Source organism: Blastococcus sp. TML/C7B, assembly GCF_016612845.1.
Classification (GTDB): Bacteria; Actinomycetota; Actinomycetes; order Mycobacteriales; family Geodermatophilaceae; genus Blastococcus.
Map to the genome: position 1 here is coordinate 70,668 of NZ_JAEOAA010000002.1, position 14,417 is coordinate 85,084.

12 protein-coding genes and 1 pseudogene are annotated in these 14,417 nt (G+C 73.8%); 8 read left to right on the forward strand and 5 right to left on the reverse strand.

Annotated features, from left to right (window positions below; all coding sequences use genetic code 11):
* Positions 1–53 precede the first annotated feature (53 nt).
* The gene (locus JKP76_RS13350) at positions 54–1,217 is read right to left on the reverse strand and encodes an acyl-CoA dehydrogenase family protein (protein ID WP_242471939.1); all 1,164 of its coding nucleotides are present in this window, start codon (positions 1,215–1,217) and stop codon (positions 54–56) included.
* A gap of 7 nt (positions 1,218–1,224) precedes the next feature.
* Complete coding sequence (locus JKP76_RS13355; protein WP_200491488.1) at positions 1,225–2,400, reverse strand: acyl-CoA dehydrogenase family protein; 1,176 nt, start codon at positions 2,398–2,400, stop codon at positions 1,225–1,227.
* A 125-nt stretch (positions 2,401–2,525) separates the two neighbouring features.
* On the opposite strand from JKP76_RS13355, the gene JKP76_RS22540 reads away from it, so the two are divergent.
* Together JKP76_RS22540 and JKP76_RS22545 are read left to right on the forward strand one after the other, a co-directional pair.
* A complete protein-coding gene (locus JKP76_RS22540) occupies positions 2,526–3,410 on the forward strand; it encodes a mannitol dehydrogenase family protein (RefSeq protein ID WP_309232982.1) in 885 nt (294 codons plus the stop codon).
* Positions 3,374–4,006, forward strand: coding sequence for a hypothetical protein (locus JKP76_RS22545; RefSeq protein WP_309232983.1), 633 nt, complete (start codon positions 3,374–3,376; stop codon positions 4,004–4,006). The genes JKP76_RS22540 and JKP76_RS22545 overlap by 37 nt, the downstream gene beginning before the upstream one ends.
* 92 nt (positions 4,007–4,098) lie before the next feature.
* On the opposite strand, the gene JKP76_RS13365 is transcribed toward JKP76_RS22545, so the two are convergent.
* Positions 4,099–5,589: an amino acid permease gene (locus JKP76_RS13365; RefSeq protein ID WP_200491489.1), complete on the reverse strand. Its 1,491-nt coding sequence runs from the start codon at positions 5,587–5,589 to the stop codon at positions 4,099–4,101.
* A 103-nt stretch (positions 5,590–5,692) separates the two neighbouring features.
* Here JKP76_RS13365 and JKP76_RS22550 point away from each other — a divergent pair.
* Together JKP76_RS22550 and JKP76_RS22555 are read left to right on the forward strand one after the other, a co-directional pair.
* A pseudogene (locus JKP76_RS22550) lies at positions 5,693–6,268 on the forward strand (aldehyde dehydrogenase family protein); the annotation flags it as partial.
* Positions 6,269–6,377: 109 nt separating this feature from the next.
* On the forward strand, positions 6,378–7,118 hold the full coding sequence (locus tag JKP76_RS22555; protein ID WP_309232984.1) for an aldehyde dehydrogenase family protein: 741 nt from the start codon (positions 6,378–6,380) through the stop codon (positions 7,116–7,118).
* Positions 7,119–7,141: 23 nt separating this feature from the next.
* On the opposite strand, the gene JKP76_RS13375 is transcribed toward JKP76_RS22555, so the two are convergent.
* Positions 7,142–7,486 (reverse strand): UBP-type zinc finger domain-containing protein, encoded by a 345-nt coding sequence (locus JKP76_RS13375; protein ID WP_200491490.1) that lies wholly within the window; start codon positions 7,484–7,486, stop codon positions 7,142–7,144.
* A gap of 181 nt (positions 7,487–7,667) precedes the next feature.
* On the opposite strand from JKP76_RS13375, the gene JKP76_RS13380 reads away from it, so the two are divergent.
* From JKP76_RS13380 to JKP76_RS13395, 4 genes are all read left to right on the forward strand, one after another.
* A complete protein-coding gene (locus JKP76_RS13380; protein ID WP_200491491.1) occupies positions 7,668–9,326 on the forward strand; it encodes an FAD-dependent oxidoreductase in 1,659 nt (552 codons plus the stop codon).
* A complete protein-coding gene (locus JKP76_RS13385) occupies positions 9,323–10,753 on the forward strand; it encodes an ATP-binding protein (RefSeq protein WP_200491492.1) in 1,431 nt (476 codons plus the stop codon). The genes JKP76_RS13380 and JKP76_RS13385 overlap by 4 nt, the downstream gene beginning before the upstream one ends.
* 27 nt (positions 10,754–10,780) lie before the next feature.
* Positions 10,781–11,614 (forward strand): hypothetical protein, encoded by an 834-nt coding sequence (locus tag JKP76_RS13390; protein ID WP_200491493.1) that lies wholly within the window; start codon positions 10,781–10,783, stop codon positions 11,612–11,614.
* Positions 11,615–11,728: 114 nt separating this feature from the next.
* The gene (locus JKP76_RS13395) at positions 11,729–12,580 is read left to right on the forward strand and encodes a class I SAM-dependent methyltransferase (RefSeq protein ID WP_200491494.1); all 852 of its coding nucleotides are present in this window, start codon (positions 11,729–11,731) and stop codon (positions 12,578–12,580) included.
* A gap of 36 nt (positions 12,581–12,616) precedes the next feature.
* On the opposite strand, the gene JKP76_RS13400 is transcribed toward JKP76_RS13395, so the two are convergent.
* The gene (locus JKP76_RS13400) at positions 12,617–14,236 is read right to left on the reverse strand and encodes a peptide chain release factor 3 (protein ID WP_200491495.1); all 1,620 of its coding nucleotides are present in this window, start codon (positions 14,234–14,236) and stop codon (positions 12,617–12,619) included.
* Positions 14,237–14,417: the final 181 nt, after the last annotated feature.

Genomic DNA, 14,417 nt, shown 5'->3' on the forward strand with positions numbered 1-14,417 from the left:
CTCTGCTGCGGTCGGTCCTGCGGGCCCGCCCGCCGATCAGGCGGAGGGCGGGCTCACGGGGAGCCGATCAGGCGTACGGGGCGCCCAGCGGGTCGACCGTCGGGTAGTCGCCGACCTTCGCCGCCAGCCGGTCGGCGGCGAAGTCGCCGTCGCCCAGCAGGTGGTCGATGGCGGTGAGCCGGGCGGTGTAGTGCCCGACCTTGTACTCGGCGGTCACACCGATGCCACCGTGCAGCTGGATGGCGTCCTTGCCGATGTGGCGGCCGGCGCGGCTGGTGAGCAGCCGGGCGCGGTCGCCGGCGGAGACGACGTCCCCGCCGGTCATCTCGGACGACCGTCGCCCACAGCGCGATGCTGCGGGCCAGCTCGAGGGACATGTACATGTCCGCGGCGCGGAAGTTCAGCGCCTGGAACTTGTTCAGCGTCACCCCGAACTGCTTGCGGGTCTTGAGGTACTCGACGGTGGTGCGCAGCGCCGTGTCCATCGCGCCGACGGCCTCGTTGCTGTAGGCGATCCGGCCCACGGCGAGCGCCCGCTCGATGGCGTCGGTCTGGTCGCCGCCCTCGCCCAGGGGCGCGGCCGGCGTGCTGTCGAACCGGACGTTGGCCGAGCGGGTGCCGTCGATGTTGCGGTAGCCGCTGCGGGTCAGCCCGGAGGCGTCACCGTTCACGACGAACAGGCCGGTACCCCCACCGGGCAGGGCCGCCGAGACGACCAGGACGTCGGCGCGGGCACCGTGCGGCACCGGCTCCTTGACGCCGCTGAGGGTCCAGCTGTCGCCGGCCTCGGTGGCCGTGACCGCGGAGGCGGTCGGCGTCCAGCGGGAGCCGATCTCGGTGTGCGCGAAGGTCGGGATCGAGCTGCCCTCGGACAGGGCCGTCAGCAGCTCGCTCTTCTGCGCGTCGGAACCGACGCGGTTGATCAGGCCACCGGCCAGCACGACCGCCTCGACGAACGGCTCGGGTGCGAGCACCCGCCCGATCTCCTCGGCGACGATCGCAACCTCGACCGGGCCGGCGCCCGCTCCGCCGTGCTCCTCGGCGAAGGGCAGACCCAGCAGGCCCATCTCGGCCAGCTGCGTCCAGACCTTCTCGTCGAAGCCCGGGTCGGTCTTGGTGACCTTGCGGCGCACCTCGCTGTCGCCGTAGGCGCGCGCCAGCAGCGCCGCCACGGCCTCGCGCAGGTCGTTCTGCTCGCTGTCGTAGGTGAAGTCCATGGCTATCTCACAACCCCAGGATCGTGCCGCTGATGATGACGCGCTGCACCTCGTTGGAGCCTCCGTAGATGGAGACCTTCCGGTAGTTGAGGTACTCGGGGGCCGAGACCCGGGCCCAGTCGGGCACGTCGGAGCCCTCCTCGGCGAACGAGGCGACCGACAGCGGGCCGGCGATGTCGACGATCAGCTCGGTCACCTCCTGCTGCAGGACCGAGCCCTTGAGCTTGAGCACCGAGGACGCGGGGTGCGGCTTGCCGTCGGCGGAGTTGGCGACCACGCGCAGCGCGGTCAGCTCCAGGGCGACGAGCTCGTTCTCGATCTCGGCGATGCGCGAGGCGTAGCGCGGGTCCTCGAGCAGCGGGCGGCCGTTGTAGGTGGTCTCGCGGGCGAGCTCCTTGGCCAGGGCCAGCATGCCCTTGGTGCCACCGACGCGGGCGATGCCCACGCGCTCGTTGCCGAGCAGGAACTTGGCCTGGTCCCAGCCCTTGTTGACCTCGCCGATCAGGTTCTCCGACGGGACGCGGACGTCCTCGAAGAAGACCTCGTTGACCTCGAAGCCACCGTCGAGCAGCTCGATCGGGCGCAGCGTGACACCGGGGGTGTCCATCGGGAAGACCAGCATCGAGATGCCGCGCTGCTTCTTCTCCGCCGTCGGGTCGGTGCGCGCCAGGCAGAAGATCCAGTCGGCGTGCTGCCCCATCGTCGTCCAGGTCTTCTGACCGTTGACGACCCACTCGTCGCCGTCCTGGACGGCGACGGTGCGCAGGCCGGCCAGGTCGGAACCGGCGTCGGGCTCGGAGAAGCCCTGGCACCACCAGATGTCGAGGTTGGCCGTCTTGGCGAGGAAGCGGTCCTTCTGCTCCTGGCTGCCGAACTGCGCCAGCACCGGGCCGATCATGCTGGTGTTGAACGCCAGCGGCTCGGGCACGTGGGCGAGCTGCATCTCCTCGCGGTAGATGTGGCGCTGCAGCGGCGTCCAGTCGCGGCCGCCGTACTCGACCGGCCAGTGCGGCACGGCCAGGCCGGCGGCGTTCAGGATGCGCTGCGTGGTGACGAAGTCGTCCTTCGTCGGGTGGTGGCGGTTCGCGCCCTTGTCACGGATCTCCTTCGGCACCTGGGTGGTGAAGAAGGTCCGCATCTCCTCCCGGAAGGCCTGCATCTCCGGGGACAGCTGCAACTGCATCGGTCCTCTTTCCTGACCGCAGTCGCTCTGCGGTCTCGACGTGTAGGTGCGACGATCCCACATCCCGAACGGGATTCGGTTCCCCCCTCCCGTTAGGTGGGGGCTGCGCGGGGCAAGGTCGCCGGGTGCCCGCCCTGTCCTCCCGCACCCTTCCCCTGCTCAGCGCCTCGGTGTCGACGCCGGGCTACGACCGCGACCGGGTGCGTGCTGGCATCGTGCACCTCGGCGTGGGCGGATTCCACCGGTCCCACCAGGCGATGTACCTCGACCGGCTCATGGAGCGCGGGCAGGCGCTGGACTGGGGCGTCGTCGGCGTCGGCGTCCTGCCGGGCGACCGCTCGATGGCCGAGGTCATGGTGGCGCAGGACCACCTGTACACGCTGGTCGTCAGCCACCCCGACGGCTACCTCGGGGCGCGGGTGATCGGCTCGGTCGTCGAGTACCTGCTGGCGCCCGAGGACCCGGAGGCCGTTGTGGAGCGGATGACCGACCCCGCGATCCGCATCGTCTCGCTCACCGTGACCGAGGGTGGCTACAACGTCGACCCGGTCACGGGGGAGTTCGACGCCTCGTCGGCCGGCGTCCGGGCCGACCTGGAATCCGGGGCCCTGCCGCGCACCAGCTTCGGGCTGGTCACCGAGGCGCTGGTCCGCCGCCGCGCGCGCGGCGTCCCGCCGTTCACCGTCATGTCCTGCGACAACATCCCCGGCAACGGCGACGTCGCCCGGCGCAGCTTCGCCGCCTTCGCCGGCCTGAAGGACGCCGAGCTGGGCGCCTGGGTGGATCGCGAGGTCGCGTTCCCGAACTCCATGGTCGACCGGATCACCCCCGCCACCACCGACGAGCACCGCGAGCGGCTGGCCCAGCGGTTCGGCGTCGAGGACGCCTGGCCGGTGGTGTGCGAGCCCTGGACCCAGTGGGTGCTGGACGGGACCGGTTCCCGACCGGCCGGCCCCCGCTGGAGGACGTCGGCGTGCAGCTGGTGGACGACGTCGAGCCCTACGAGCTGATGAAGCTGCGGCTGCTCAACGGCAGCCACCAGGCGATGGCCTACCTGGGCGCGCTGGCCGGCCACACCCACGTGCACGACGTCTGCCAGGACCCGCTGTTCCGGCGCTTCCTGCACGGCTACCTGGACGAGGAGGCGACGCCGACGCTGCCCCCGGTGCCCGGCATCGACCTGGACTCCTACAAGGCCGACCTCGTCGGCCGGTTCGCCAACCCGACCGTGCGCGACACCCTGGCCCGGCTCTGCGCGGAGAGCTCCGACCGGATGCCGAAGTTCCTGCTGCCGGTGCTGCGGGCGAACCTGGCCTCGGGCGGCAGCATCCGCTGCTCGGTCGCCGTCCTGGCCGGCTGGGCCCGGTACGCCGAGGGCGTGGGGGAGGACGGCCGCCCCATCGAGGTGGTCGACCCGCTGCGGGAGCGGCTGATGGCCGCCGCCCGCCGGCAGGGCGAGGACCCGCTGGCCTTCGTCGCCGACCGCGAGCTGTTCGGCGACCTGGTGGACGACGAGCGGTTCACCGCGGCCTACCGGACGACGCTGGAGCTCATTCGCGAGCAGGGCACCCGCGCCGCGCTCGAGGAGCTGCTCCGCCGGCCCTGACCGCGCCGACCCCCGCCCGGAATGTGCACGAACCGTCGTCCCCGGGTCGGGGACGCGACCGGATGTGCACGAACCGTCGTCCGGTGCGCCGCTCAGTTCCCGCCGGCCGCGGCGGGAGCGGGGGCGTCGGCGTCCGCCCGGCGCAGCCGGGAGTGCCGGTAGCCGTAGACCGCGTAGACCAGCAGCCCGAGCAGCAGCCAGGCCAGGAACCGCAGCCACGTCTCCACGCTGAGGTTGCTCATCAGGTACAGCGACGCCAGCACGGCGAGCACCGGCACCAGGGGCGACAGCGGGACGCGGAAGGGGCGCTCCAGGTCCGGGCGCGTGCGGCGCAGGACCGGCACCGCGGCGGAGACCAGCAGGAAGGCGAACAGCGTGCCGATGCTGACCAGGTCGGCGAGCACGCCCAGCGGGATGAACGTGGCCATGACCAGCACCGCGAGGGCGAACAGCAGGGTCATGCGCAGCGGGGTGCCGGTGCGCGGGCTCACCCGGGCCACCGACCGGGGCAGCAGGCCGTCGCGGCCCATGGCGAAGCCGATCCGGGTCATGGTGATCAGGTCGACCAGGATCACCGAGGTCAGGCCGGCGACCGCGGCGATCGACACCAGCGTCGAGGCCCAGCCGAGCCCGACCTGGTCGAAGGCGTCGGCGATCGGCGCGCTCGGGTCGATGTCGGGGGTGTCCACCATGCCGACGAGCACGAACGAGACGCCGATGTAGAGCGCCGTGGCCAGGCCGAGCGTGCCCAGCAGGCCGAGCGGCAGGTCGCGGGAGGGCTTCTTCGTCTCCTCCGACAGGTTCGCCACCGCCTCGAAGCCGGTGTAGGCGAAGAAGACGACGGCCGCCGCGGTGAGCACGCCGCCGATCCCGAACACCGCGGGCTCGATGCCCGCCACGGCGGAGATCAGCGGCTGCTGCAGCCCGTCGGCGTCCTCGCCGCCCCGGCTCGGCGGGATGAACGGGGTGAGGTTGGCGCCGCGGACGAACCAGGCGCCGGCGACGATCACGAAGACGCAGATGGACACCTTGACCACGACCAGCAGGCTGGTCACCCGGGCGGACTCGCGGATGCCGAGCGCGGCGACCACGGTGAGGACCAGCACGATGAGCGCGGCGCCCACGTTGATCGTGGACTCCTCGCCGAACCACGCCGTCGGCAGGTCGAGCAGGTTGCCCACGTACCCCGACCACCCCCGGGCGACGACGGCGGCCCCGAGGGCGAACTCGAGGAACAGGTCCCAGCCGATGATCCAGGCGATCAGCTCGCCGGTGGTCGCGTAGGCGTAGGAGTACGCGCTGCCCGCCGTCGGCACGCTGGCGGCGAGCTCGGCGTAGCAGAGGGCGGCCAGCAGGGCGACGACGCCGGCGATCGCGAACGAGAGCACGACGGCGGGGCCCGCGGTGTCGCGCGCCTCCACGCCGGTGAGCGTGAAGATCCCGGTGCCGATCACGATGCCGATGCCGAAGCCGACGAGGTGCCGGGCGCTGAGGTTCTTGCGCAGCGAGCCGACGGAGCCCTCGCCGTCGCCCTCGGCGTCGGCGCCGATGCGCTCCACGGACTTGGTCCGGAACAGGTCCACGAGCGGAAGGTAGGAGCAGTTGCCCCGGTCCGCTCGCCGGAGCGGCGGTTTCACCCGCGCCGCCCCGGGCAGGTGAGCTGCGCGATCGACGGAGGGACCCACCATGGCCATCGCCACCACCAACCCGACCACCGGAGAGACGCTCCGGACCTTCGAGCCGCTGTCGGACGACGCCCTCGAGGACAAGCTCGCCCGCGCCGCCGCCGCCGCCGCGACCTACCGGCGGACCACCCCCGCGCAGCGCACGGAATGGCTGCGCGACGCCGCCGACGTGCTGGACGCCGACACCGACGCGGTCGCCGAGCTCATGACGACCGAGATGGGCAAGACGCTCGCCTCCGCCAAGGCCGAGGTGGGCAAGTGCGCCGCGGCGCTGCGCTGGTACGCAGAGCACGGCCCCGCGCTCCTGGAGCCGCAGCCCTGCGACGCCGACGCCGTGGGCGCGACGCAGGCCTACGTCGTCCACCAGCCGATCGGCGTCGTCCTGGCCGTCATGCCGTGGAACTTCCCGCTGTGGCAGGCGATGCGCTTCGCCGCCCCGGCCCTCATGGCCGGCAACGTCGGCCTGCTGAAGCACGCGAGCAACGTGCCGCAGACGGCGCTGTACATGGAGGAGCTGTTCCGCAAGGCCGGCTTCCCCGACGACGTCTTCCAGACCCTGCTCATCGGTTCCTCGACCATCGAGCGGGTGCTGCGGGACGACCGGGTCGCCGCGGCGACCCTCACCGGTAGCGCCCCGGCCCGGGCAGTCGGTCGCGTCGATCGCCGGCGACGCGCTGAAGCCCACGGTGCTCGAGCTCGGCGGCAGCGACCCGTTCATCGTCATGCCCTCGGCGCACCTGGACCGGGCCGCCGAGGTGGCGGTGACCTCCCGCAACCAGAACAACGGGCAGAGCTGCATCGCCGCCAAGCGGTTCTTCGTGCACCGCGACGTCGCCGAGGAGTTCACCCGGCTGTTCACCGCCAAGATCGCCGACCTCACCGTCGGCGACCCGATGGACGAGGCCACCCAGATAGGGCCGCTGGCGACCGAGTCCGGCCTGGAGGACGTCGAGAAGTACGTGCAGGACGCCGTCGCCAAGGGCGCGACCGTGCTCACCGGCGGGAAGCGGGTCGACCGCCCCGGCTGGTTCTACGAGCCCACCCTGCTCAGCGGCATCACCCCGGAGATGGACCTCTACGCCGAGGAGGTGTTCGGGCCGGTGGCCGCGCTGTTCACCGTCGACTCCCTCGACGAGGCGATCGAGATCGCCAACAGCCACCCGTATGGCCTGGGTAGCAACCTGTGGAGCGAGGACGAGGACGAGCGGGCGCAGTTCGTCCGCGACATCGCCTCGGGCATGGCGTTCATCAACGGGATGACCACCAGCTTCCCCGAGCTGCCCTTCGGCGGGGTCAAGCAGAGCGGCTACGGCCGTGAGCTGACCGAGCTCGGCATGCGGGAGTTCATGAACGCCAAGACCGTGTGGGTCGGTGCGCCGAGCAGCGAGCAGGCCGAGGGCAGCACCGCCGGGGCCGCCGCGGAGTGAGCCGCCCCGGCCGGCCGCCGTGGTCAGTGCAGCCGGGACCGCCAGTCGGCGGGCACCCGGCCGCGCGGCCCCGGTGCCGGCTGGTCGGCCGGCCGGGACTGCGGCGGGGCGAGCTCGGCGCCGGGCACCCCCGCGCCGGTGGCGAAGCTCCAGAACCAGTCCTCGCCCGGTTCGAAGCTGCGCACCACCGGGTGGCCGGCGGCCGCGGCGTGCGCGCGGGCGTGCTGCCCGGGGGAGGAGTCGCAGCAGCCGACGTGGCCGCAGGCGGCGCACCGGCGCAGATGGAACCACCAGCCGCCGAGCTCGTCGCACTCGACGCAGCCCGTGCCCGACGGCGGAACCGCGGGATCGATCGCCGGGTCGCTCATCCGCTCCCTCTCGCCGGGGCTCGCTGCGCGCCACCGTACGGACGCCGGCGGGGCCGGGGAAGGTCCCCGTTCACGTGCGTCGGGAGGGTGCACCCGGGGCGATCCCGGGGCTAGCGTGGGCGCCGCCGCGCGGACCCCGCCCCTCCGGCCCCGACCGGTCCGCGCCGGACAGGAGTCGCACATGGGCAGACCCGTCCTCCTCAGCGTGGACGACGACCCCGGCGTGTCCCGGGCCGTCGCGCGCGACCTCCGCCGTCGCTACGGCGAGGAGTTCCGCGTGCTGCGGGCGTCGTCCGGACCCGAGGCGCTGGACGCGCTGCGCGAGCTGACCCTGCGCGGGGACGTCGTCGTCGCGGTGCTCGCCGACTACCGGATGCCGGACATGAACGGCGTCGAGTTCCTCGAGCGCGCGATGGACGTCGTCCCCCGGGCCCGCCGCGCGCTGCTCACCGCCTACGCGGACACCGACGCGGCGATCCGGGCGATCAACGTCGTCGACGTCGACGCCTACCTGCTCAAGCCGTGGGACCCGCCGGAGGAGAAGCTCTACCCGGTCGTCGACCAGATGATCGAGGCGTGGCGGCAGAGCCCGGAGGCGTCGGTCGACGGCGTGAAGCTGGTCGGGCACCGGTGGTCGGCGCCGTCGTTCCGGGCCCGCGACCTGCTGGCCCGCAACGCCGTCCCGTACCGCTGGTACAGCGCCGACGAGCCCGACGGGCAACGGCTGTTGGAGCTGGCCGGCGCGACACCCGACGACGTCCCGGTGATCGTGACCGCCGAGGGCGCGGTGCTGAAGGCGCCGTCGGAGAGCGAGCTGGCCACGGTGGTCGGCCTGAGCGTCGCGGCCGAGCAGGAGTTCTACGACCTCGTCGTGGTCGGCGGCGGGCCGGCCGGGCTGGGCGCGGCGGTCTACGGGGCGTCCGAGGGGCTGCGCACCGTGCTCGTCGAGCGCGAGGCGACCGGCGGCCAGGCCGGGCAGAGCAGCCGGATCGAGAACTACCTGGGTTTCCCCGACGGCATCTCCGGCGGGCAGCTCGCCGACCGCGCCCGCCGGCAGGCGCGCCGGTTCGGCGTGGAGATGCTGCTGACCCGCGACTGCGTGGCCCTCGAGGTGCACGGCCCCAAGCGGGTGGTGCGCTTCGACGACGGCAGCGCGCTCGCCGCGCACGCCGTCGTCCTGGCCACCGGCGTCTCCTACCGCAGCCTGGGCGTCCCGGGCGCCGAGGAGCTCACCGGCCGCGGCGTCTACTACGGCTCGGCGATGACCGAGGCCGCCGCGTGCGCGGGGGAGAAGGTCGTCATCGTCGGCGGCGCCAACTCGGCCGGGCAGGCGGCGGTGTTCTTCGCCCGCTACGCCAGCTCGGTGCACCTGCTCTGCCGCGGGCCCTCGCTGGCCGCGACGATGTCGCACTACCTGGTCGAGCAGCTCGCCGAGATCGACAACGTGCACGTGCACACCTGCACGTCGGTCGCCGAGGCGCACGGCACCGACCACCTCGACGCGGTCACGCTGCACGACGCGCGGACCGGCGAGCAGACCCGGGTGCCGGTGGGCCACCTGTTCGTCTTCATCGGCGGCGAGCCGCGCACGCACTGGCTGGACGGCGTCGTGGTCCGCGACGAGCGCGGCTTCATCCCCACCGGGCCCGGGCTGCTCGCCGACGGCGGCCGGCCGCGCGGCTGGGGGCCGGACCGCGACCCCTACCTGCTGGAGTCCAGCGTGCCGGGGGTGTTCGTGGCCGGGGACGTGCGGGCGGAGTCGGTCAAACGGGTCGCCTCGGCCGTCGGCGAGGGTGCCATGGCGGTCACCCTCGTGCACCGGTACCTGGGGGAGCGATGACCAGCACGCACGAGGGCCTGACCCCGGCGGAGCTGCGCGAGCTGTTCCTGTTCGCCGACCTCGACGACGCGCAGCTGGCCTGGGTGGCGGAGAACGGCGACGTCGTCGCGGTCCCCGCCGGCACCGACGTCTCGGTCGAGGGCGAGCCGGCCGAGTGCTTCTTCGTCCTGCTCGAGGGGACGATGACGATGGTCCGCGTCGTCGGCGGCAGCGAGGTCGAGACGGTGCGGACCGCGCACCGCGGCGTCTACTCGGGCGCCGTGCAGTTCTACTTCGGCGACCGGCTCGAGCAGCGCTACCCCGCCACGGTGCGGGCGGTGACCGGCTGCCGCTTCCTCGCCCTTCCCGCCGGCCCGTTCGCCGAGGTCTTCCGCCGGTGGTACCCGATGGCGGTGCACCTGCTGGAGGGGCTGTTCATCGGGCAGCGGAACTCGGCCGAGCTCGTCGGCCAGCGCGAGCGGCTGCTCGCGATGGGCAAGCTGACCGCCGGTCTCACCCACGAGCTCAACAACCCAGCGGCCGCGGCGGCACGGGCGACCGACGCGCTCCGTGAGCGGTTCGCCGGCATGCGGCACAAGCTGGCGATGCTCGCCGGGGGCGCGTTCGACGGCGCGATGCTGCGCGCGCTCACCGGGCTGCAGGAGGAGTTCGTCGCCCGCATCCCCGGCGCGCGCGACCTCCCGGCGCTGGAGCGTTCGGACCTGGAGGGCGCGCTCGAGGACTGGCTGGCCGACCACGACGTCGCCCGGCCCTGGGAGCTGGCGACCGTCTTCGTCGCGGCGGGCCTCGGCCCGGCCGACCTGGACCGCGTGCCGGAGGCGGTCGCGGCGTCGTCGGTGGAGCCGGCGCTGCGCTGGCTGGGCTACACGGTGGAGACCGAGAGCCTGCTGCTGGAGATCACCGACAGCACCCGCCGGATCTCGAATCTGGTGGACGCCGCCAAGCAGTACTCGCAGATGGACCGCACGCCGCACCAGCCCACCGACCTGCACGACGGGCTGGACGCCACGCTGGTCATGCTCGGCGGCAAGATCGGGCCCGGCGTCACCGTGGTCAAGGAGTACGACCGCGGCCTGCCGGAGGTGCCCGCCTACGCCGGCGAGCTCAACCAGGTGTGGACCAACCTGATCGCCAACGCGCTCGAGGCGATGGAGGGCGCCGGCACCCTGACGCTGCGCACCGCCCGCGACGGGGACTGCGCGCTGGTCGAGGTCGGTGACACCGGCCCCGGCATCCCGCCGGAGTTGCGCGCCCGGGTCTTCGAGCCGTTCTTCACCACCAAGCCCGTCGGGCAGGGGACCGGCCTGGGCCTGGACGTGTCCTGGCGGGTGGTGGTCAAGCGGCACGGCGGGGACCTGCGCGTGGTCTCCGAGCCCGGCGACACCCGTTTCCAGGTGCTGCTGCCGCTGAGCGAGCCCGCCGCCTGACCGCCGCGCGCGGGGACACTGGAGCGCGTGTTCGAGGTGGACTGGATGGGGCTGCTGGCCCGGGAGGTGCTGCGCGAGCGGGCGCCCGCGCTGATCGCCGAGACCTGCGCCTGGGCCGTCGGGCTCTCCGACCGCCCGCACCTGCGCCGCCGCGGCGGGCTGCCGCAGCCCACGGGGCCCACGCTGGGGGAACGCGCCGCCGGCGGGCTGCCGCTCAGCGGGGACGACGACGGCCGGCTGGAGCTCGCCGACGCCGTGCCGGGGAGCTTCCAGGACGCGCTGAACGCGCTGGCGCCCGAGGGCGGCGTGCACGCCGAGCGGTTCGACGAGGAGCTGCTGGCCCCCTTCGTGCAGGCGACCTGCGTCGCGGCGGCCGAGCGCGCGCGCAGCCGCCGGCCCGTCGCCTGGGCCGAGCTCGCCGAGGACGTCGGGGAGGACGCCGACGACCTGGCCGCCGTCGTGCGGGCGGGGGAGTGGGAGGCGCCGGTGCGCATCGTCGCCGAGCAGCTCGTCCTCGCCGCGCTGGGTGCGACGCCGCTGCTCGAGGTGGAGACCGAGGGGCTGCCCCTGTCCCTGGTGCGCGCCGCGGAGGCGGTGACCCGGGCGGCCGCACCGGATGCCGCGGCGGCCGCCGTGCCGGACGACAGCCTGGCCGGCGCGCTGTTCCTCGCCCGTGCCGCGCTGGAGGAGTCCGGTTGCGCGGTGCCCGTGCCCCCGGGCGAGGCCGACCTGCTGATGGCCGCGCTCGCCGACGGCGGGCTCGAGGCCGAGGAGCTGCCCGCCGTCCTGCCGCACCTGCCGGTGGAGCAAGCGACCGTGGACCGGGTGCTGGCCGTGCTGCGGGCCGGCGGGATCGGCTGAGCCGGGCCCTCGGACCCTGTCGGGCACGGCGCGCGCCGGGCCAGCCTGGGCGGCGCTGACCCAGCACACCGGCGCACGGGGGCGCCGGCCCTGCGCACCGAAGGCCCCGGACGAATGACCTCCACGACCGGCACACCCGCCGACGCCGACCGCGCCCTCAAGGCTCGGCACCGCGCGATGTGGGCGACGGGGGACTACCCCGCGCTCGCCGACGACCTGCTGCTCGACCTCGGCCCGGCGATGGTCGCGGCGTGCGGCATCGGTCCCGGGGACCGCGTCCTCGACGTCGCCGCCGGCTCCGGCAACATCGCGCTCGCCGCCGCCGAGGCCGGCGCGCGGGTGGTGGCCTCCGACCTCACCCCGGAGCTGCTCGAGGCGGGCCGGGCGCGCGCCGCGGAGCGCGGGCTGCAGCTGGAGTGGCGCGAGGCCGACGCGGAGGCACTGCCGTTCGCCGACGGGGAGTTCGACGTCGTCGTCTCGTGCGTCGGCGTGATGTTCGCGCCGCACCACGCTGCCGCGGCCGACGAGCTGCTCCGCGTGTGCCGGCCGGGTGGTCGCATCGGGCTGATCAACTGGACGCCGGAGGGCTTCATCGGCCAGATGTTCGCCACCATGAAGCCCTACGCGCCGCCGCCCCCGCCCGGGGCGCAGCCGCCGCCGCTGTGGGGCGACGAGCAGCACGTGCGCGAACTGCTGGGCGACCGGGTCACCGACGTCCGCGTCGAGCGACGGGCCCTGCCGGTCGGGATCTTCGGCACCGGCGAGGAGTTCCGCGACTACTTCAAGGCGCGGTACGGCCCGACCATCGCCGTCTACAGGGCCCTGGCCGACGAGCCCGAGCGGGCCGCGGAGCTGGACGCCGCCCTGGCCGACCTCCTTCGGCGGTTCGAACGGGACGGTGGCCTGGAGTGGGAGTACCTGCTGCTCACCGCGACCCGCCGGGCGGAGGTGCCGGGCCCGCGCTGAGCCTGCCTGCGCTGAGCCGGTCCGCGCTGGGCCGGCTCAGAGCTGGGCGGCGACCAGCGGCTCCAGGGTCAGCTCGGGCTTGTTCTGCTGGAGCACGCGCAGGCCCCACTTGTCCGGGAAGACGGCGAGCAGTTCGCCGTCGGCACGGCGCAGGATCTCCGCGTTGCGGGCCGCGGCCAGGATGCCCGGCGCCGACGCCTCGTCGGTGCGCAGCGCCAGGCTGTACGGCAGCCGGTCCAGCTCGACCGGGGCGCCGAACTCGTGCGCCATGCGGTGCTGCGCGACCTCGAACTGCATCGGCCCGACGACGGCGAGCACCGGGGTGCCGTCGCCGCGGCGGTCGGACGTGAGCACCTGGACGACGCCCTCGCTGTCCAGCTGCTGGATGCCCTTGCGGAACTGCTTGTGCTTGGCGGCGTCCTTGCTGTGGCAGACGGCGAAGTGCTCGGGCGCGAAGGTGGTCAGCGGCGGGAACTGCACCGGGCGGTCGGCGTACAGCGTGTCGCCGACGCCGAGGGCGTTGGCGTTGACCAGGCCGACGACGTCGCCGGGGTAGGCGGTGTCGATGCTCTCGCGGTCGCGACCGAAGACGTGCTGGGCGTACTTGGTGGCGAACGGGCGGCCGGTGCGGGCGTGGGTCACGACCATGCCGCGCTCGAAGACGCCCGAGCAGATCCGGATGAACGCGAGCCGGTCGCGGTGCGCGGTGTCCATGCCGGCCTGCACCTTGAACACGAAGGCGCTGAACGGATCGGTGAGCTCGCGCACCGCGCCGTCGGCGGTGGGCATGCCGGTGGGGGCGGGCGCGAGGTCGACGAGGGTGTCCAGCAGCGCGCCGACGCCGAAGTTCGACACCGCCGAGGCGAAGAGCACCGGCGTCGTCACGCCGTCGAGGAACAACGACTGGTCGTGGTCCTGGCCGCTGGCCTCCAGCAGCTCGACCTCCTCGACGGCCTGCTGCCAGGCGTCGCCCTCGCGGGCCAGCGCGGCGGCCGCGGGCAGCGTCTCCTCCGGCGCGATGGTGGCGCCGCCGGCGGTGCGGGTGAACCGGCGGTAGGTCCCGTCGGCGCGGTCGAGGACGCCCCGGAAGTCGCCGGCGATGCCGACCGGCCAGGTCAGCGGCGTCGGCGTGAGGCCGGTGCGCTCGCTGATCTCGTCCATGAGCTCGAGCGCGTCCTTGCCCGGGCGGTCCCACTTGTTGATCACGGTGAGCACCGGGATGCCGCGGTGCCGGCAGACGGCGAACAGCTTCATCGTCTGCGCCTCGAGGCCCTTCGCGGCGTCGACCAGCATGACCGCGGCGTCGACCGCGGTCAGCACGCGGTAGGTGTCCTCGGAGAAGTCGGCGTGGCCGGGGGTGTCGAGCAGGTTGATGACCGCGTCGCGGTACTCGAACTGCAGCGCGGCCGACGTGATCGAGATGCCGCGGGCCTTCTCGATGTCCATCCAGTCCGACACGGTGCCGCGCCGGCCGGCCTTGCCGTGCACCGCGCCGGCCGAGCCGATGACGCGGGCGTGCAGGGCGAGCGCCTCGGTGAGCGTGGACTTGCCGGCGTCCGGGTGGCTGATGACGGCGAACGTGCGGCGGCGCCGGGCCTCGCCGACGGCCTCCTGTGCCGGGCGCGATCCGCCGGCGCGCTCCTCGACGACGCTCATCGGAGCTCCGTCCGGGCAGCGCGGGACACGGTCGGGTTCACGAGGGGCACGACTGGACAGTATCCGCGCTCCGGTGCCCTCCCCGCTGCGTCGTCGGTCACCCGCGCACGTCCCGATGCCGCCCGGATGCGGACGAGCGTCGCCTCGGGACGGCGCGAGGCGACGCGCAGGCGGATCGGCG